Below are 17,433 nucleotides of genomic sequence, written 5' to 3'. Positions count from 1 at the left end.
CTTCCATCTCGACGAGCTCCAGCAACTCCTTGTCGTCCACCATGTCGCACTTGTTCAGGTAAACGATGATGTAGCCCACGCCCACCTGGCGCGCCAGCAGAATGTGCTCGCGGGTCTGGGGCATCGGGCCGTCGGCGGCCGAGCACACCAGGATGGCACCGTCCATCTGGGCGGCACCGGTGATCATGTTCTTGACGTAGTCGGCGTGGCCGGGGCAGTCCACGTGAGCGTAGTGACGATTGGCCGTCTCGTACTCCACGTGGGCCGTGTTGATGGTGATGCCGCGAGCCTTTTCTTCGGGCGCCGCATCGATCTGGTCGTAGGCCTTCGCTTCACCGCCGAACTTGGCCGACAGCACCGTGGCAATGGCCGCCGTCAGGGTGGTCTTGCCATGGTCCACGTGACCGATCGTGCCGACGTTCACGTGCGGCTTCTTGCGCTCGAACTTTCCTTTTGCCATTTTCGACTCCGAAAAACAACTAGATCAACACACCGACATGGGGTTGCAATCTACGGACTGCAACCCCAAGACTGGTGCCCATTGCGGGAATCGGACCCGCGACCTCTCCCTTACCAAGGGAGTGCTCTACCACTGAGCCAAATGGGCAAAATTCTTCAAAACCGGCGCCTGCGTCGAAACGGATCCTGGAGCGGGAGACGGGAATCGAACCCGCGTCATTAGCTTGGAAGGCTAGGGTTCTACCATTGAACTACTCCCGCATCGCGATGCAACCCTTTTTGGCTCGGGCCGCACCTCAGCACGGTCCGGGTCCTGCACTTCGCCTTCCAGCTTCGCACCGAAACCCGTCATTCAAACGCTCGAAAAATCCATTCTTCGCTGGTGGAGAGGGCTGGATTCGAACCAGCGTACTCGTAAGAGGGCAGATTTACAGTCTGCTGCCATTAACCACTCGGCCACCTCTCCGGCGAACCTCGAAATATAGCACGGTTGGGAGGCCAGGTCGATGACAAGGCGCCGAAACTTGGGGGTGTCACCGCCCCGCCGGCGGTCCAATCTCACTGAACCGGCGGATTTTGCCCGGGTCAATCAAAGGCCCTGCGCTTCGCGCCATGCGCGTGCCTGCCCGAAGTGGCCGCAGCCGATGAAGGGGACGGGCGGACGCAACGCAGAGAGCGGCGAGGGATGGTTCGCCGTCAGCACCTTGTGGCGGCGGCCGTCGATCAGCGTTCGTTTGCTCTGCGCATGCGAGCCCCACAGCATGAACACGGTCGGACGCTCGCCTTGGGCCACCTGCCGGATGACGGCATCGGTCAACACCTCCCAGCCGCGGCCCGAATGGCTGGCCGGCTGCCCCTCCTCCACCGTCAGGCAGGTGTTGAGCAGCAGGACGCCGTGCGTGGCCCAATGGACCAGGCTGCCGCCAGGATGCGGAAAACTGGGCGGCGGCTTGCCCAGATCGCGCTCCAGCTCCTTGAAGATGTTGCGCAGCGAGGGCGGCAGCGCCACTCCAGGCGCCACCGAGAACGCCAGCCCCTCGGCTTGGCCACGCCCGTGATAAGGGTCCTGGCCCAGGATCACAACGCGCACCGCTTCGGGCGGTGTCAGTTCCAGCGCCCGCAACGGACGCGGCGGAAAGATTGCCGCGCCCGCCTTCAGCCGCTCGTGCAGGAAGTTGATCAGCTTCAATCCCGCCGCCGATCCGAAGAACTCGTCGACGAGGGCCTGCCAGCCGGCGGCCACCGGCCAGTCGGCCGGATCGCTGGTCTGCAGCTGGGTGGGCATCGCGCTCATCGAAACAGGGCGGCGAGCGCCTCGCCCGGCTCGTCGGCCCGCATGAAGGCCTCGCCCACGAGAAACGCGTGGACGCCCGCGGCGCGAAGCCGAGCGACGTCCTCGCGCAGCGTGATGCCCGACTCGGTGACCAGCAGCCGACTTTCCGGCAGCCCCGGCAGCAGATCGAGCGTGGTCTGAACCGAAACCTGGAAAGTCCGCAGGTTCCGATTGTTGACGCCGATGAGCGGTGTTCTCAGCTTCAACGCGCGCTCCAGCTCGCCCGAGTCGTGCACCTCGACCAGCACCGCCATGCCCAGTCCCATTGCAATCGATTCGAACTCACGCATCTGCCCGTCGTCGAGGCAGGCCGCGATCAGCAGGATGGCGTCGGCGCCGATCGCACGCGATTCGTAGACCTGGTAGGCGTCGACGACGAAATCCTTGCGCAGAACCGGCAGCTCGCACGAGGCACGAGCCTGCTTGAGATAGTCGATGCCGCCCTGGAAGAACTGCCGGTCGGTCAGCACCGAAAGGCAAGCTGCGCTGACGGTGCCGTCCCCCTCGGCATAGCTCTGCGCGATGTCGGCCGGGATGAAGTCCGCCCGCAACACGCCCTTGCTCGGGCTGGCCTTCTTGATCTCGGCAATCACCGCCGCCTGGCCGGCAGCGATCTTGGCGCGCAGGGCACCGACGAAGTCACGTGTCAGCACCCGGCTTTCGGCGTCCTGGCGCATGGCTTCCAGGGAGGTCTTCTTGCGGGCCGAAGCCACCTCCTCCCGCTTGACGGCGACGATCTTCTCGAGGATGTCGGACATGCCTTGGCTCTCCCGATCAGGCCGCGCTGCCGCTGAAGGCGATCAGCTCGGCCAGCTTGGCCTTCGCCGCGCCGGATTCGAGCGCCGCGCGGGCGCGGTCGATGCCGGCGCCCATGGAGTCCACCAGGTCGGCCGCGTACAGCGCCGCGCCGGCATTGAGGATGACGATGTCGCGCGCCGGTCCGGGCTGGTTGTCCAGCACGCCCAGCAACATGGCCTTGGATTGCTCGGGGGTTTCGACGCGCAGCGTGCGGTTGCTCGACATCGCGAAGCCGAAGTCTTCGGGATGCAACTCGTACTCGCGCACCTCGCCGTTCCTGAGTTCGCCGACCATGGTGGCGGCGCCTAGCGAGATCTCATCCATGCCATCGCGCCCATACACCACCAGCGCATGCTGTGCACCCAACCGTTGCAGCGCCCGGACCTGGATCCCGACCAGGTCCGGATGGAACACGCCCATCAGGATGTTCGGCGCGCCGGCCGGATTGGTGAGCGGCCCCAGGATGTTGAAGATGGTCTTGATGCCCAGTTCCTTGCGCACCGGCGCCACGTTCTTCATCGCCGGATGATGGTTGGGTGCGAACATGAAGCCGATCCCGACCTCGGCGATGCACTTCGCGATCTGCTCGGGCTTGAGGTTGATGTCGACGCCCAGCGACTCCAGCACGTCCGCGCTGCCCGACTTGCTGCTCACGCTGCGCCCGCCGTGCTTGCTGACCTTGGCGCCTGCCGCCGCGGCAACGAACATCGAGCAGGTCGAGATGTTGAAGGTATGCGAGCCGTCGCCCCCGGTGCCGACAATGTCGACCAGGTTGCGGGTGTCGGTCACCGGCACCTTGGTCGACACTTCGCGCATCACCTGCGCGGCGGCGGTGATCTCCCCGATGGTTTCCTTCTTGACGCGCAGGCCGGTGATCAGCGCCGCCATCATGACCGGCGAGCATTCGCCGCTCATGATGAGGCGCACGATGTGCAGCATCTCGTCGTGGAACACCTCGCGGTGCTCGATGGTGCGCTGAAGCGCTTCCTGGGGTGTGATGGGCATGGCGATGTCTCCCTCGTGTCAGTGGGCAAAGAAGCTGCGGATCGCGCCGATCGCGCGGTCGACGCCGGCGGCATCGACGTCCAGATGGGTGGCGAAGCGCAGGCGGTAGAGGCCGGTGGCGAGCACGCCCTGCTGCTTCAGGTGCGCGAGCAGTTCGGCCGAGCGCGCCTGCGCCTCGCCCATCAGATCGACAAAGAGCAGGTTGGTCTGTGGCGCCTCGACCTTCAGGGCATCGATCCCGGCCAGCCCCTCGGCCAAGCGGCGCGCGAGCGCGTGGTCTTCGGCCAGACGATCGATGTGGTGCGCCAGCGCATGCGAGGCGGCCGCCGCGAGCATGCCGGCCTGTCGCATGCCGCCGCCGGCCATCTTGCGGACGCGATGCGCGCGCGCGATCAGTTCGCGCGAGCCGCACAGCGCCGAGCCGACCGGGGCACCCAGGCCTTTGCTGAAGCACACGGACACGCTGTCGAAGCACTGCGCGATGCGCCGCGCCTCGTCCAGCGCGCCGGTGCCGCGCTGCGCCGCCTGGGCGACTGCGGCGTTGAAGAGGCGTGCTCCATCGAGATGGCGCGCGAGACCGCGCTGCGCCGCCAGCCGCGTGGCCTGCTCCATATAGTCCATCGGCAGCAGCTTGCCGCCCAGGGTGTTCTCCAGCGCCAGCAGGCGTGTGCGCGCGAAGTGGGCGTCGTCGGGCTTGATCGCGGCCTCGATGTCCGCCAGGGCCAGCGAGCCGTCCGGCTGGTGGTCCAGCGGCTGCGGCTGCACGCTCCCGAACACCGCAGCGCCGCCGCCTTCCCAGCGATAGCAATGCGCCATCTGGCCGACGATGTATTCGTCACCCCGCTGGCAATGCGCCAGGATCGCGCAGAAATTGCTCTGCGTGCCCGTCGGCACGAAGAGGGCGGCCTCGAAACCCAGCAACTCGGCGATCTTCGCCTGCAGCGCGTTGACGCTCGGGTCGTCGCCGAAGACGTCGTCGCCCAGCGGCGCGGCCAGCATGGCGGCCCGCATCGCGTCGGTCGGCCGGGTGACGGTATCACTGCGCAGGTCCACCAGGGTCGTCATGCCATTCACTCCAGAAAGTTCTTGAGCATGGCGTGGCCGTGCTCGGTGAGGATGGATTCTGGATGGAACTGCACGCCTTCGATACGCACCGCCTGCGGATAGCCGGTGTGGCGCACGCCCATGATCTCCTGATCGTCGGTCCAGGCGGTGACGGCCAGTTCCGCAGGGCAACTGGCGCGCTCGATGGACAGCGAGTGATAACGGTTGACGACGAACTTCTCGGGCAGACCGGCGAACACGCCCTCGCAGGTGGTCGTGATCTCGCTGGTCTTGCCGTGCATGAGCTGCCGCGCCCGCACGATCTTGGCGCCGAAGGCCGCGCCGATGGCCTGGTGGCCGAGGCACACGCCCAGGATGGGCAGCTTGCCGGCGAAGGTCTCGATCGCCCTCACCGAGATGCCGGCCTCGGCCGGCGAGCAGGGCCCGGGCGAGATCACGAGCCGGCCGAAGCCGCAGGCGATGCGCCCTCCCAGTTCCTCGACCGTGATCTCGTCGTTGCGATGGACCTCCACCTGCGCCCCCAGTTCGCCGAAGTACTGAACCAGGTTGTAGGTGAAGCTGTCGTAGTTGTCGATCATCAGCAGTTTCATAGGGCCCTCACGTCCGGCGGTACTCATTCCAAACCCTCCTCCACCAGTTCGGCCGCGCGCAACAGGGCCCGCGCCTTGGCCTCCGTTTCCTTCCACTCCAGCTCCGGCACCGAGTCGGCCACCACCCCGGCAGCAGCCTGCACGTGCAGCGTCTGGTCCTTCACGATGCCGGTGCGGATCGCGATCGCCACATCCATGTCGCCCGCGTAGCTGATGTAGCCGCACGCGCCCCCGTAGAGGCCGCGCTTGGTCGGCTCCAGCTGGTCGATCAGTTCCATCGCATGCACCTTGGGCGCGCCTGTCAGGGTGCCGGCCGGGAAGGTGGCCTTGAGCACGTCGATCGCGGTCATGCCGTCCTTCAGCGTGCCTTCGACGTTGCTGACGATGTGCATCACGTGGCTGTAGCGCTCGATGGCGAAGGCCTCGGTCACCTTCACGCTGCCGGTCTTGGCGATGCGGCCGATGTCGTTGCGCGCCAGGTCGATCAGCATCACGTGCTCGGCGCGCTCCTTCGGGTCGTTGATCAGCTCGCGCTCCGCGGCCTTGTCCAGTTCGGCCGAGGCGCCGCGCGGCCGGGTGCCGGCCAGCGGGCGGATGGTGATCTTCTGCTCGCCCTCGCCGGTGTGCTCCTGGCGTACCAGGATCTCGGGCGAGGCACCCACGACATGATGGTCACCCATGTCGTAGTAGTACATGTAGGGCGAGGGATTGAGCGAGCGCAGCGCGCGGTAGAGGGACAGCGGCGATTCCGTGTACCGCTTGCTGATGCGCTGGCCCACCTGCACCTGCATGAAGTCGCCGGCGGCGATCAGTTCCTTGGCGCGTTCCACTGCCGCCAGGTAGTCGGCCTTGGCGAAACTGCGTTCCGGCGGATGCGCCTGCGAGGCGCGCACCTGGGGCGCGCTCACCGAGTACTTGAGCTGCTCGCGCAGTTCGCGCAGGCGGCGCTTGGCGTTGGCGTAGGCCTCGGGCTGGGCCGGGTCGGCGTAGACGATCAGGTAGAGCTTGCCGGAGAGGTTGTCGATGACGGCCAGCTCCTCGCACTGCAGAAGAAGGATGTCGGGGCAGCCCAGCGTGTCGGGCGGGCAGGTGTTCTCGAGCTTCTTCTCGATGTGGCGCACGGTGTCGTAGCCGAAGTAGCCGGCCAGCCCCCCGCAGAAACGCGGCAGGCCGGGCCGCAGCGCCACCTTGAAGCGCTGTTGGTAGGCCGCAATGAAATCGAGCGGGTTGCCGCGGGTCTCCTCGACCACCTCGCCGGCGGTCACGACCTGGGTCAGGGCTTCGGCCCCGAAGCCGGTGCTGCGCAGCAGGGTGCGCGCCGGCAGGCCGATGAAGCTGTAGCGCCCGAAGCGCTCGCCGCCCACCACCGATTCCAGCAGGAAACTGTGGCGGCCGCCCTCCTTGGTATGGGCCAGCTTGAGGTAAAGGGACAAGGGCGTCTCGAGGTCGGCAAAGGCCTCGACCATCAGCGGGATGCGGTTGTAGCCCTGCGTGCTGAGGCTCTTGAATTCGAGTTCGGTGATCACGGGTGGGGTCTCCGTCGACCGGCGACGCCATCGGGTCGCCGGAGTCATTCACATGAAAGGTGGCCGTGTCGGCATGGACCTCGGCCGCGGGCGCACGGCGTGCGCCGTGCATTCAAACAGGCTGCAACGATGGCGTGCGCCAAGGCCAGGCTCCCCGGCCGCCTTGACCTGTCTGAATGACGTGATGAATGAACATGGAAGCGCGGAGTTTAGCCCACGACCCGCGCGGATCCAAAAGTACTTGCAGGCACTTTGTCCGAGCCCCGCCGCAACGATCGGTGATCAGCGCACCAGGTGCACACGCAGCGCGCCCAGGTGCGTGTAGAGCTGCTGGACCGCCTTCTCGTCCAGCCCGGCGAACAGCTCCAGCAGCCATCCTTCATGCGCCTTGGCCATCGCCTCGAAGCTGCGGCGGCCCTGGGGCGTGAGGCTCACGATCCACGCCCGCCGGTCCTCCGGGCTGGGCGAACGCTGCACCATGCCTTCGCGCTCCAGCTCGTCGGTCAGGCCGGTAACGTTGCCGCCGGTCACCATGAGGTAGCGCGACAGCACCCGCATCTTGAGCCCCTCGCGGTAGCGGTAGAGCTGCGCCATGTAGTCGAAGCGGGCCAGGGAGATGTCGAAGTTCTCGCGCAGCCGCTTGCGGATCTCCGACTCGACCTGGGCGGTGCTGGCCAGCATGCGCAGCCACAGCTTGAGCACCGCGTGGTCCCCGGTGCCGGCCCGCGCCTCGTAGCCCAGTTCCTCGGCGTCGCTGAGTAGCGCGTGGGAGGGGTCGTGCTGCTTCATGTGACCTCGCCGCCCGAGACCGACACCGACTGCCCGGTGACCGAGGCCGCGCCCTCGCCGCAGAGCCAGCGCACCGCGTCGGCCACTTCCGAGGGCTGCACGATGCGCCGCTGCGGGTTGACGGCGGCGAACTCCGCCAGCGCCTCGGCCTCGCTGCGGCCGGTCTTGCCGACCACGTTGGCCACGCTGTCGCGCAGGATGTCGGTGTCGGTGTAACCCGGACAGACTGCGTTCACCGTCACGCCCTTGCGCGCCACCTCCAGAGCCAGCGAGCGCGTGAGACCGATCACGCCGTGCTTGGCGGCGCTGTAGGCGCTGACGTAGGCATAGCCCTTCTGGCCCGCCGTGCTGGCGATGTTGACGATGCGCCCCCAGCCCGCCTCCAGCATGCCCGGCAGCGCCGCCTGGGTGCAGAGGAAGGTGCCCGTCAGGTTGACCGACAGCATGCGCTGCCACAGTTCGGCCGAGGTCTTGTGGAAGGGCGCGCTCTCGGCCGCGCCGGCGTTGTTGACGAGGATGGCGACCGGACCGCGCTCGGCGCGCGCCTGGGCGAAGGCCGCAGGGACGGCGTCCGGACTGGCCACGTCCGCTGTCACCACACCGTGGCCGGTTCCCGGAAGCGAATCGGCCACACGCAACAGAGCCGCGCGGTCGCGTCCCAGCAGAGTCAGCACGGCCCCCTCGGCGGCCAGGGTGCGGGCGATCTCGGCCCCGATGCCGCGCGCCGCGCCGGTCACGAGCGCATGGCGGCCCTTCAATGGAATTGCTTGCATACCTGAAATGTTTAGTACTGAACCATTCTAACGAGCGACCCCGGCTCAGCGCATCAAGCGGCCGCCGTTGAGGTCCAGCGTGGCGCCGGTCACGAAGGCTGCGGCCGGCGAGGCCAGATAGCGCACCGCCGCGGCGACCTCTTCCGGCTCGCCGAATCGGCCGACCGGGATGCCGGCCGCCAGCCGGCGTTGCGATTCGGGCGCCATCGCCTCGAGCACCGGACCGCGCACCGCGGCTGGCGCCAGGGCATTGACGGTGATGCCGTGCGGCGCGAGTTCCTGCGCAAAGACGCGCGTCAGCGCCACCAGCCCGGCCTTGGAAGCGGCATAGTGGGCGCCAGTGGCCGCGCTCGCCTGCTGCCCGGCGATGGAAGCCAGGTTGACAATGCGCCCGGCACCGCGTTCCCGCATGTGGCGCCCGGCGATGCGGCAGCCGAAGAAGCTGCCGCGCAGGTTGACGGCCAGCACGTCGTCCCATTCCTCGGCCGTGATGTCCCACAAGGCGGTGGAGGGCGTGCGGGCGGCGTTGTTCACCATCACGTCGATCCCGCCGAAGCGCTCGACGGCATCGCCGAAGCAGCGCGCGAATGCAGCCTCGTCGCGCACGTCCAGCGGCATGGCGATGGCGTGATGGCCAGCCTCTCGAAGACTCGCCGCGACGGCTTCGGCCTGCGCGCCGTTCACGTCGACCAGCGCCACCTTCGCGCCGGCCTCCGCCAGCCCGCGCCCGATGGCCGCGCCCAGCCCCTGGCCGGCGCCGGTCACGAAGGCCGCGCGACCCGCCAGCGAGAACAGATCCGGCCTGGCCGCCATGGTCTCAGCCCTTGGCCGGGGGCCGTCCGCCCGGGCCCCGGTCCCAGGTGAGCGCCGTCACGCCGCGCTCGCGCAGCTTGTACTTCTGGACCTTGCCGTTCTCGGTGCGCGGCAGGTCGTCCAGCAGATCGACATAGCGCGGCAGCGCGAAATAGGGCAGCCGGCTCTCGCAGAAGGCCAGCACCTGCGAAGGTGCCACGCGCTGGCCCTCGCGCAGCACCAGCGCCGCCATCACCTCGTCCTCGGCCAGCTCGGAGCGCACCGGGTAGACCGCGCAGGCGGCCACCGCGGGATGGCTCAGCAGCACCTGCTCCACCTCGAAGGACGAGATGTTCTCGCCGCGCCGCCGGATCGCGTCCTTGATGCGGTCGACGAAGCGGAAAGCCCCATCCGCGTCGCGCACCACGCGGTCGCCGGTGTGGAACCACAGGTTGCGCCAGGCCTCCACCGTCTTCTCGGGCATGTTGAAGTAGCCGCTGGCGAAGGCATAGGGCTCGTCCGCGCGCAGCAGCAGTTCGCCGGCCTCGCCGGGCGGCAGTTCGACGTCGTCCTCGTCCGCCACCCGCGCCTGGAAGCCCGGGCGCAGCCAGCCCATCACGCCGCCGCGCGGCGAGTCGGGCGTGGTCGCGATGGCGAAGTTCGTCTCGGTGGACCCGTAGCCCTCCAGCAGTCGCACGCCCGTGCGCGCCAGGAAGGCGCGCGCCGCCGACTCCGGCACGCCGGGGCCGAGCCCGACGCGCACGCGATGGTCGCGCTCGCCCGGACCTTCGGGCTGCGCCAGCAGGATCGGCACCATCGCGCCCAGCAGATAGACGACCGTCGCACCCGAGGCCCGCATCGAGGCCCAGAAACCGGACGCCGAGAAGCGCGGCTCGAAGACCACCTCGCAGCCGGTGATCGCGGCCTGCGCGAAGGTGTTGAGCGCGTTGATGTGGAACAGCGGCAGTGTCGTGCACAGCACGTCGTCGCCGCCCACGCCCAGCACATCGGCGCTGTTGACGCCCCACCAGTGGTATTGCGCATGCGGGCACACCACGCCCTTGGCCGGCCCGGTGGTGCCGGAGGTATAGAGCATGGCGACCGGATCGCCGGGCTGCACGGCCGCCGGCGCCAGTGCTTCGCCCGGCGCGGGATACGGCACGACGCGCACCTGCGCGATCGTGTCTTCCGCGCCATCCAGCACCCAGATCTCGCGCAGCCCCGTGCCGGCGAGGTCGGCCGCCCGCAGCCGTTCGAGAAAGGCGGCCTCGATCACCAGCAGCTTTGCCTCGCTGTTGCGCAGGAAGTAGGCGATCTGCGGCCCCATCGAGGCGGTGTTGATGGGCACCGTCGACGCACCCAGCCAGCCGCAGCCCAGGAACACTTCGAGAAACTCGATGCGGTTGCCGCTCATCAGGGCGACCCGGTCGCCGCGCTGCACGCCGGCCTGCGCCAACGCGGCGGCCCGACCGGCGGCGGCGTGTTGCGCATCGGCATGCGTCCACGACCGCCCCGCCATCCGCAGCAGCGGCCGTGTCCCGAAGCGCTCCGCCTGGCGCGCCAGCATCGCGGGCAGCGTGCGCTGCGCCGGCGGCAACGGGCTCGGGTGGCGCTCAGTCGTCATCGTGCGTGCCCCCGCCGAGGTAGGTGGCTTGCACGCGGGGGTCGCTGGCCAGTTCCTCCGAGGCACCCGTCAGCGCGATCTCGCCGGTTTCCAGCACATAGCCGTGGTCCGAGCTTTCCAGCGCGGCGCGCGCGTTCTGCTCCACCAGCAGGATGGAGACGCCGTCCTCGCGCAGCTTGCGCACGATGGCCAGGATGTCGCGCACGATCAGCGGCGCCAGGCCCAGGCTGGGCTCGTCCAGCATCAGCAGCCGCGGTGCCGACATCAGCGCGCGGCCCACCGCCAGCATCTGGCGCTCGCCGCCCGAGAGCGTGTCGGCGCGCTGCGCACGGCGCTCGGCCAGGCGCGGGAAACGGTCGTAGACCGACTGCAGCCGCTTCTTCAGCGCATCGCTGCGCAGCTTGCTGCCGAAGGCGCCGAGTTGCAGGTTGTCGAGCACGCTCAGTTCGCCGAAGAGCTCGCGCTTCTCCGGCACCAGGCACAGGCCGCGCTCCACGCGCGCCTCCACATCCAGGCCGTGCAGGTCCTCGCCCTCGAAGCGCAGCGTCCCCTTGCAGGGCAGCAGGCCCATGGCGGCTGCGAGCAACGTGGTCTTCCCCGCGCCGTTCGGTCCGATGACCGAAATGATCTGCCCGTGTTCGAGGTTGAGCGACACCCCGCGCACCGCGTCGACCTGCCCGTACGAGACATGCAGATCGCCAATCTCGAGCATCGCCGTCATACAACACTTCCCAGGTAAGCCGCCTGCACCCGCTCGTCCGCGCGCACCGCCGCCGGCACGCCCTCGACCAGCTTCGATCCGAAATTCATCACCACCAGCCGGTCCACCAGCTTCATCACGAAGTCCATGTCGTGCTCGACGATCAGGATGGTCACGCCCTCTTCCCGCAGCCTGCGCAGCAGGTCGCCCAGCGCCATCTTTTCCTTGCGGCGCAGGCCCGCGGCGGGCTCGTCGAGCACCAGCAGCACCGGGTCGGCCGCCAATGCGCGCGCGATCTCGAGGATGCGCTGCGTGCCCAGGGGCAGGCTGCCGGCCAGCTCGTGCGCGCGATCGCCCAGGCCGATGCGGTCGAGCTGGCGCTGCGCCTCCTGCAGGATCTGGCGCTCCTCGGCGCGGTCCAGGCGCAGGCCCGCCTTCAGCACGCCCGAGGTGGTACGCGCGTGCGCCCCCAGCGCCACGTTGTCCAGCAGCGTCATGTGCGGCCGCAGCTTCACGTGCTGGAAGGTGCGCGCCAAGCCAAGCCGTGCCACCTTGCGCTGCGGCATGCCGGCGATGTCGCGGCCGAGGAAGCGCACCTGGCCCGCCGTCATCGGCAGCGTGCAGGTCAACAGATTGAACATGGTCGACTTGCCGGCGCCGTTGGGCCCGATCAGGCCCATGATCTCGCCCGCCTTGACCTCGAAGCTCACGTCGTTGACCGCGACCAGTCCGCCGAAGCGCTTGACCGCGCCGGTCACCGACAGGATCGGCGTGCCGCGCTCGGGCAAGGTGCGGTGCGGAAGCGGCGGGGCCGGCGTCGCCAGCTCGCGCGGCGGCGCCGCGCTGCGCCCGCGCGTGAAGCGCCGCACGAAGCCCATCACGCCGCCGCGTGCGAAGTGCAGCAGCAGGATGAAGAGCACGGCGAAAGCCACCGCCTCGAGCTGGCCCGCGCGCTGCGTCAGCAGCGGCAGCACGTCCTGCAGGCCGTTCTTGAGGATCAGCACCAGCGCCGAGCCCACCAGCGCACCCGCCAGGTTGCCCAGCCCACCGGCCACCGCCATCAGCAGGTACTCGATGCTGGCGCGAACGTCGAAGGGCGAGGGGCTGACGAAGCGGTTCATGTGCGCGTAGAGCCAGCCGGCGAGCCCCGCGAACAGGGCTGCGACCATGAACAGCGTGAGCCGCACGCGGTAGGCGTCTTCGCCCACGCTGGCCAGCAGGATCGAGCCGCCACGCAGGCTGCGGATCGCGCGTCCCGGCCGCGACTGCAGCAGGTTGTGGCTGAACAGGAAGGCCAGGCCCACCAGCCCCCAGATCAGGTAGAAGATCGCGCGCGGATCGGCCAGCGACAGCCCGCCGACGTGAAGAGGCGGAATGTTGGACAGCCCCGTGTGGCGCCCCAGCGCGTCCACGTTGCCGAACAGCATGGCGATCGACAGCCCCCAGGCGATGGTGGAAAGCGGCAGGAAGTGCCCGCCCAGGCGCAGGGTCAGCAGCCCGATGGCCAGCGCCGACAGGCCCGTGAGCGCCAGCGCGAAGGCCAGGCCGATCCACGGCGAGAGGCCTTGCGCGGTGCTGAGCCAGGCCGTCGCATAGGCCGCGATGCCGACGAAGGCCGCCTGCCCGAAGGAAGTGGCGCCGCCGATGCCGGTCAGCAGCACCAGCCCCAGCGCGACCAGCGCGCCGATGCCGATGTCGTTGAGCAGCGAGACGGTGAAGTTGCCGGCCATGAGCGGCACCAGCGCCAGCACGACGATCAGCAGGCCGATCCAGAGCGCGCGCTTCGAAGCGCGGCGTGCGGGCGTGGCGGCAGGCGCCGCGGACTCGGCGAAGGCGCCCGTTGTGGGAGCGGTGCTCATTGGTCCACCTCCTCTTCTTCCTCTTCCGAATGCACGCTCAGGAAGGAGCGCAGCATCAGCACCGGGATCAGCAGGCTGAAGACGATCACGTCCTTCAGCGCCCCGCTCCAGAACGAAGCGAAGCTCTCCACCACGCCGACCGCCAGCGCGCCGATGGCCGTCATCGGGTAGCTGACCAGCCCGCCGATGATGGCCGCCACGAAGGCCTTCAGTCCGATGATGAAGCCGGAGTCGTAGTACATCGTGGTCACGGGCGCGATCAGCACGCCGATCAGCCCCGCCAGCAGCGAGGCGCAGCCGTAGGCCAGCAGCGCCGTGCGCGCCGGCCGGATGCCCACCAGCCGCGCGCCGACGCGGTTGACCGCGGTGGCGCGCAGCGCCTTGCCGGCGACCGTGCGCTCGAACACGAGGAAGAACAAGCCGCTGAGCACGATCGCCGCGCTCACCATCAGGATCACCTGCCCGCTCACGGTGAAGCCGTCGCCCAGCGGCAGCGAGCCCCCGGCCAGCGGCTGCGTGCGCGAGCCCTCCGGTCCGAAGAAGAGCAGGCCCAGGCCGGACAGCAGGAAGTGCAGCGCCAGCGAGACGATCAGCAGCACCAGCACCGAGGCATCGGCGATCGGCTGGAACACCACGCGGGCCAGCAAGGGCGCGATCGGCACCACCAGCAGCACCGCGGACGCGATGTGCAGCGGCGCCGGCACGCCGGGACGGCTGGCCAGCCAGGCCAGCAGGCAGGGCACCAAAGGCAGCACGCCCCAGCCCAGCACGGCGCGGGGAATGCGCGCGGTCTCGCCGCGGCGCAGCAGGCTGCCGATCTCGGTCAGCAGCGCCAGCACCGTGAGCACCGTCACCAGGCCGATGGTCGGCGGCACGCGCCCGGTCTCGAAGGCGGCCAGCGTCAACGCGGCGAAAGCCGCGACATCGCCGAAGGGCACGAAGACCACGCGCGTGACCGAGAAGATCAGCACCAGCCCCAGCCCGGCCAGAAGATAAACGGCGCCGTTCGCCAGGCCGTCGATGCCCAGGATCAATGCCACGTCCGGTGTCATGAAGAAGTTCCTCCGCTCAGTTCCGTCGGGATGCCGCTAAAGCGCCATCAGTTGGCCAGCTTCCATTGGCCGTTCTCCAGCTTCACAATCACGCGCGCGCGCTCGTCCACGCCGTACAGATCGCCGGGCTTGAAGTTGTAGACGCCGTGCGTGCCCACCACCTCCTTGGTACTGGCGATCGCGTCGCGCAGCGACTGCCGGAACTCGGGCGTGCCCGGCTCGCCCTTGGCCCGCGCCGCGGCATCCAGGAAGACCAGCCAGCCGTCGAAGGAATAGGCCGAGAAGGCATCGCTGGTGGGCGCGTTGTTGACCTTCTGGAAGGCCGCGCGGAAGTCCATCGCGATCTTCTTGGTCGGGTAGTCGGCCGGCAGCTGTTCGGCCACGATCACCGGCCCGGTGGGCATCAACGCGCCCTGACCCGCCGCCCCCACCACGCGCACGAAGTCGGGATTGATCAGGCCATGCTGGCCGTACATGGGCCCCTTGAAGCCGCGCTCCTGCAAGGCCAGGAAGGGCAGCGCGCCAGGCGTGCCGGCGCCACCGGTCATCACCGCGTCGGGCTTCAGCGCCAGCAGCTTGAGCACCTGGCCGGTGACGGACGCATCGGCGCGCGCATAGCGCTCGTTGCCCAGCACCTTGATGCCGGCCCCTGGCGCCGACTTCATCAGCGCGTTGTAGACCAGGTCACCCCAGGCATCGGAAAAGCCGATGTAGCCTACCGTCTTGACGCCGTCCTTCTTCATGCGCTGCACCACCGCGTCGATCATCAGCTGCGTGGGCTGGGCCACGGTGAAGACCCAGCCGTTCTCGGCCGGGTCGAGCAGGATCGGCGTGAGGCCGATCATCGGCACCTTGGCATCGCGCCCCACCTGCGCCATCGCGATCGCGGCGGGCACGCCGGAGGTGCCCATCAGGACGTCGACCTTCTCCTCGTCCACCAGCTTGCGCGCATTGCGGCCGGCGGTGGTCGGGTCGGAGCCGTCGTCCAGCACCACGAGCTGGATCTTGCGGCCGTTGACCTCGCCCTTGTACGCCAGCGCGGCCTGCATCCCCTTGGCATAAGGCACGCCCAGGGAGGAGTTGGGGCCGGAGAGCGACACGCTCAGCCCCACTTTCAGATCGGCCGCCAGCGCGGCCGCCGCGAATCCGGCGGCCAGCGCCGCCGCCAGCGCGCTGCGCGCCAGGGTCTTCGTCAAACTCTTCGTCATGTCGTGGCTCCTGGAAGTGGGATGGGTCAGGGTCAGATGAACAACTGGATGGCCGGCAGCGCGCGGCCGGCGTTGAGCAGGTCCACGCGCTTCTGGCGGATCAGAAAGCCATCGCCGGTGCGCGCCAGGCGATGGCGGCAGGTGCCGGTCAGCAGGAACTGGTCTTCGCCGCGCGACTCGACGTAAAGGAAAGGCGTGGCCAGCTCGACCTCGGCTTCGTTCTCGCGCCCGATCACCGGGCGCTGCAGCACATGCTGGCAATGGCTCTTCGGATGCTGCGAGTGGGCCCGCGGGTTCTTGAGGCGGTCGATGCGCAGCTGCAGCAGCAGCCGGTCTTCGTACGCGATCGAGTTGTGCGTGAGCGGGTCGGCCTGCGCTGCGCCCTGCAGAGGCACCCAGTAGCGTCCGTCTTCCGCGAAGAGCGCCAGCCAGTCGTCGAAGCGCCCGGCATCGAGCAGCGCGGCTTCGGCGACGACGAAGTCGATGGCGTCCGTCATGCGGCCGGCTCCGTCATGTACTTCGCCCAGGCGCGGAACTGGTTGCGCATCAGCAGCTCGTTGGTGCCGTTGGTGGTGATCGTGTCCTGCGACAGCTCGGCCACGTCGAAATTCCGGTGCAGGCTCACCCACTCGTTGCCTTCGGCGGCCAGGCCGCGCTGCATGCTCTCGAAGAGGTGCACGTCGTCGTGCGCCACCACCGACATGGGCGAGAAGACCAGGCGGTTGTAGGTCATCGCGCGCTCGAACAGCAGATCGGGCGCGCCGGCCGCGCGGAAGCTCCAGGCCTCGATCAGCGTGCGGTCGGCCGCCAGCGGACGGATGACGCGGATCGCCTGCGGCGAGCCCTTGACCGAGAGGCTGGGGAAGAACACCGAGTTCTGCGGCGAGCGCTGCAGGATCTCGGTCGCACGCTCGGCCCCGTGCGCCTCGCGCATCGCCGCCTCGTAGTCGGGCAGCTGCGCATAGTTGGAATGAATGCTGAAGTTGACGCCCAGCACGCTGTGCCCGTTGGCGAACACGCGCCCGCCCATCTTGTCGAAGAACTCGTAGCCGGCGCCGAAAGGCAGGATCTGCTCCATCGCCATCGGCTTGGGCTCGTCCGGCGCGCGGCCCTGCCACAGCCCGTTCGCCGCCTGGGTGGCCGACTCGTGGGTGGACATCGGGTGCACCGTGTCGTTGATGTTCTCCAGGTACATCTTCCAGTTGCAATGGACGATGTTGCGCAGCACCCCGCCGCCGACCGTCAGCCGGCCTTCCGGCGAGCGATCGACCATGTTGTCGATCGCGCCCAGCACCTCGCCGAAGTAGTCCTCGAAGCCCGGGCCCTGGTCGGACAGGCGCACGAACACGAAGTCGCGGTAGACCGCCGTGTTCTTCAGTTCCACCAGTCCCCGGCCCGACTCGCATTCCTTCAGGCGCGTGCCTTCGTAGCCCGCCTTCAGCGGCAGCGCGAGCGGCGCGCCGTCGAGCCTGTAGGTCCAGGCGTGGTACGGGCAGCGGAAGAACTTGCCCACGTTGCCGCACTCGTCGCTCACCAGCCGGCTGCCCTTGTGGGCGCACCGGTTGTAGAGCACGCGCACCGCACCGTCCGGCTGGCGCACCATCATCAACGGCCGGCCCGCCAGCTCGAGCGACCAGTAATCGCCCGGGTTCGGCACCTGGCTGGCGTGGCCTGCGTAGAGCCAGGTGTTGGCGAAGAAGCGCTCCTGCTCCAGCGCGAACAGCTCTTCGCTCAGGTACAGGTCCCGATGCACGCGGTCTTCCTGCACCAGCGCGCGGATGGCGTGGGGACGGTCGCGGTAGCCGGTCATCTGCCCACCCTGCTCGATGAAGTGCGCCGACCCTTTTCGCCGGGAACACC

Annotated in this window: 17 protein-coding genes and 3 tRNA genes; all 20 read right to left on the bottom strand. The window is 68.7% G+C overall.

The features are described from left to right. Positions 1 to 460: GTP-binding protein (locus ABEA07_RS19080; RefSeq protein WP_345538989.1), on the bottom strand; the 460-nt coding region annotated here is incomplete at its 3' end. A 72-nt stretch (positions 461 to 532) separates the two neighbouring features. Then, positions 533 to 607: transfer RNA gene (locus tag ABEA07_RS19075), tRNA-Thr, on the bottom strand. Between the two features lie 39 nt (positions 608 to 646). Further along, a tRNA-Gly gene (locus ABEA07_RS19070) sits at positions 647 to 720 on the bottom strand. Positions 721 to 839: 119 nt separating this feature from the next. After that, positions 840 to 925, bottom strand: a tRNA-Tyr gene (locus ABEA07_RS19065). A 123-nt stretch (positions 926 to 1,048) separates the two neighbouring features. Then, entirely contained in the window at positions 1,049 to 1,744 is a 696-nt protein-coding gene (locus ABEA07_RS19060) for a uracil-DNA glycosylase (protein ID WP_425584157.1), read from the bottom strand. 5 nt (positions 1,745 to 1,749) lie between these two features. Continuing rightward, complete coding sequence (gene trpC / locus ABEA07_RS19055) at positions 1,750 to 2,550, bottom strand: indole-3-glycerol phosphate synthase TrpC (protein WP_345539797.1); 801 nt, start codon at positions 2,548 to 2,550, stop codon at positions 1,750 to 1,752. 16 nt (positions 2,551 to 2,566) lie between these two features. After that, a complete protein-coding gene (gene trpD / locus ABEA07_RS19050; protein WP_345539795.1) occupies positions 2,567 to 3,595 on the bottom strand; it encodes an anthranilate phosphoribosyltransferase in 1,029 nt (342 codons plus the stop codon). Positions 3,596 to 3,613: 18 nt separating this feature from the next. Continuing rightward, positions 3,614 to 4,660 carry a low-specificity L-threonine aldolase gene (ltaE, locus tag ABEA07_RS19045; RefSeq protein ID WP_345539794.1) on the bottom strand — a complete coding sequence of 349 codons (1,047 nt, stop codon included), beginning with the start codon at positions 4,658 to 4,660 and terminating at the stop codon, positions 3,614 to 3,616. Positions 4,661 to 4,665: 5 nt separating this feature from the next. Continuing rightward, entirely contained in the window at positions 4,666 to 5,250 is a 585-nt protein-coding gene (locus ABEA07_RS19040) for an anthranilate synthase component II (RefSeq protein WP_345539801.1), read from the bottom strand. 23 nt (positions 5,251 to 5,273) lie between these two features. After that, positions 5,274 to 6,776, bottom strand: a complete 1,503-nt coding sequence (gene trpE, locus ABEA07_RS19035) for an anthranilate synthase component I (protein WP_345539792.1) — start codon at positions 6,774 to 6,776, stop codon at positions 5,274 to 5,276. 282 nt (positions 6,777 to 7,058) lie between these two features. Next, positions 7,059 to 7,565 carry a MarR family winged helix-turn-helix transcriptional regulator gene (locus ABEA07_RS19030; RefSeq protein ID WP_345539791.1) on the bottom strand — a complete coding sequence of 169 codons (507 nt, stop codon included), beginning with the start codon at positions 7,563 to 7,565 and terminating at the stop codon, positions 7,059 to 7,061. Next, positions 7,562 to 8,338: an SDR family NAD(P)-dependent oxidoreductase gene (locus tag ABEA07_RS19025; RefSeq protein ID WP_345539790.1), complete on the bottom strand. Its 777-nt coding sequence runs from the start codon at positions 8,336 to 8,338 to the stop codon at positions 7,562 to 7,564. Before ABEA07_RS19025 ends, ABEA07_RS19030 begins: the two co-directional genes overlap by 4 nt. Before the next feature lie 45 nt (positions 8,339 to 8,383). Beyond that, entirely contained in the window at positions 8,384 to 9,151 is a 768-nt protein-coding gene (locus tag ABEA07_RS19020) for an SDR family NAD(P)-dependent oxidoreductase (RefSeq protein WP_345539789.1), read from the bottom strand. A gap of 4 nt (positions 9,152 to 9,155) precedes the next feature. Continuing rightward, positions 9,156 to 10,754 (bottom strand): ATP-dependent acyl-CoA ligase, encoded by a 1,599-nt coding sequence (locus ABEA07_RS19015; protein WP_345539788.1) that lies wholly within the window; start codon positions 10,752 to 10,754, stop codon positions 9,156 to 9,158. Beyond that, positions 10,744 to 11,475 carry an ABC transporter ATP-binding protein gene (locus ABEA07_RS19010; RefSeq protein WP_345539787.1) on the bottom strand — a complete coding sequence of 244 codons (732 nt, stop codon included), beginning with the start codon at positions 11,473 to 11,475 and terminating at the stop codon, positions 10,744 to 10,746. The genes ABEA07_RS19015 and ABEA07_RS19010 overlap by 11 nt, the downstream gene beginning before the upstream one ends. Then, the gene (locus tag ABEA07_RS19005) at positions 11,472 to 13,313 is read right to left on the bottom strand and encodes a branched-chain amino acid ABC transporter ATP-binding protein/permease (protein WP_425584156.1); all 1,842 of its coding nucleotides are present in this window, start codon (positions 13,311 to 13,313) and stop codon (positions 11,472 to 11,474) included. Before ABEA07_RS19005 ends, ABEA07_RS19010 begins: the two co-directional genes overlap by 4 nt. Then, on the bottom strand, positions 13,310 to 14,365 hold the full coding sequence (locus tag ABEA07_RS19000; RefSeq protein ID WP_345539786.1) for a branched-chain amino acid ABC transporter permease: 1,056 nt from the start codon (positions 14,363 to 14,365) through the stop codon (positions 13,310 to 13,312). Before ABEA07_RS19000 ends, ABEA07_RS19005 begins: the two co-directional genes overlap by 4 nt. A gap of 47 nt (positions 14,366 to 14,412) precedes the next feature. Then, positions 14,413 to 15,573 carry an ABC transporter substrate-binding protein gene (locus ABEA07_RS18995; RefSeq protein WP_345539785.1) on the bottom strand — a complete coding sequence of 387 codons (1,161 nt, stop codon included), beginning with the start codon at positions 15,571 to 15,573 and terminating at the stop codon, positions 14,413 to 14,415. A gap of 32 nt (positions 15,574 to 15,605) precedes the next feature. After that, positions 15,606 to 16,070, bottom strand: coding sequence for an aromatic-ring-hydroxylating dioxygenase subunit beta (locus ABEA07_RS18990; protein WP_345539783.1), 465 nt, complete (start codon positions 16,068 to 16,070; stop codon positions 15,606 to 15,608). Next, positions 16,067 to 17,383 carry an aromatic ring-hydroxylating dioxygenase subunit alpha gene (locus ABEA07_RS18985; RefSeq protein WP_345539782.1) on the bottom strand — a complete coding sequence of 439 codons (1,317 nt, stop codon included), beginning with the start codon at positions 17,381 to 17,383 and terminating at the stop codon, positions 16,067 to 16,069. The genes ABEA07_RS18990 and ABEA07_RS18985 overlap by 4 nt, the downstream gene beginning before the upstream one ends. Positions 17,384 to 17,433 lie beyond the last annotated feature (50 nt).

Origin of the sequence: Variovorax defluvii (assembly GCF_039541515.1) — a bacterium.
GTDB lineage: Bacteria > Pseudomonadota > Gammaproteobacteria > Burkholderiales > Burkholderiaceae_C > Variovorax > Variovorax defluvii.
This window is presented reverse-complemented; position numbering and strand designations above follow the sequence as displayed.

Coding starts and splice junctions, on each gene's coding strand:
- trpD (WP_345539795.1), bottom strand. CDS start 3,595: ATGCCCATCACACCCCAGGAAGCGCTTCAGCGCACCATCGAGCACCGC.
- ABEA07_RS19060 (WP_425584157.1), bottom strand. CDS start 1,744: ATGCCCACCCAGCTGCAGACCAGCGATCCGGCCGACTGGCCGGTGGCC.
- ABEA07_RS19005 (WP_425584156.1), bottom strand. CDS start 13,313: ATGAGCACCGCTCCCACAACGGGCGCCTTCGCCGAGTCCGCGGCGCCT.
- ABEA07_RS19040 (WP_345539801.1), bottom strand. CDS start 5,250: ATGAAACTGCTGATGATCGACAACTACGACAGCTTCACCTACAACCTG.
- ABEA07_RS19015 (WP_345539788.1), bottom strand. CDS start 10,754: ATGACGACTGAGCGCCACCCGAGCCCGTTGCCGCCGGCGCAGCGCACG.
- ABEA07_RS18985 (WP_345539782.1), bottom strand. CDS start 17,383: ATGACCGGCTACCGCGACCGTCCCCACGCCATCCGCGCGCTGGTGCAG.
- ABEA07_RS19025 (WP_345539790.1), bottom strand. CDS start 8,338: ATGCAAGCAATTCCATTGAAGGGCCGCCATGCGCTCGTGACCGGCGCG.
- ABEA07_RS19000 (WP_345539786.1), bottom strand. CDS start 14,365: ATGACACCGGACGTGGCATTGATCCTGGGCATCGACGGCCTGGCGAAC.
- ABEA07_RS19020 (WP_345539789.1), bottom strand. CDS start 9,151: ATGGCGGCCAGGCCGGATCTGTTCTCGCTGGCGGGTCGCGCGGCCTTC.
- ltaE (WP_345539794.1), bottom strand. CDS start 4,660: ATGACGACCCTGGTGGACCTGCGCAGTGATACCGTCACCCGGCCGACC.
- ABEA07_RS18995 (WP_345539785.1), bottom strand. CDS start 15,573: ATGACGAAGAGTTTGACGAAGACCCTGGCGCGCAGCGCGCTGGCGGCG.
- trpC (WP_345539797.1), bottom strand. CDS start 2,550: ATGTCCGACATCCTCGAGAAGATCGTCGCCGTCAAGCGGGAGGAGGTG.
- ABEA07_RS18990 (WP_345539783.1), bottom strand. CDS start 16,070: ATGACGGACGCCATCGACTTCGTCGTCGCCGAAGCCGCGCTGCTCGAT.
- ABEA07_RS19010 (WP_345539787.1), bottom strand. CDS start 11,475: ATGACGGCGATGCTCGAGATTGGCGATCTGCATGTCTCGTACGGGCAG.
- ABEA07_RS19030 (WP_345539791.1), bottom strand. CDS start 7,565: ATGAAGCAGCACGACCCCTCCCACGCGCTACTCAGCGACGCCGAGGAA.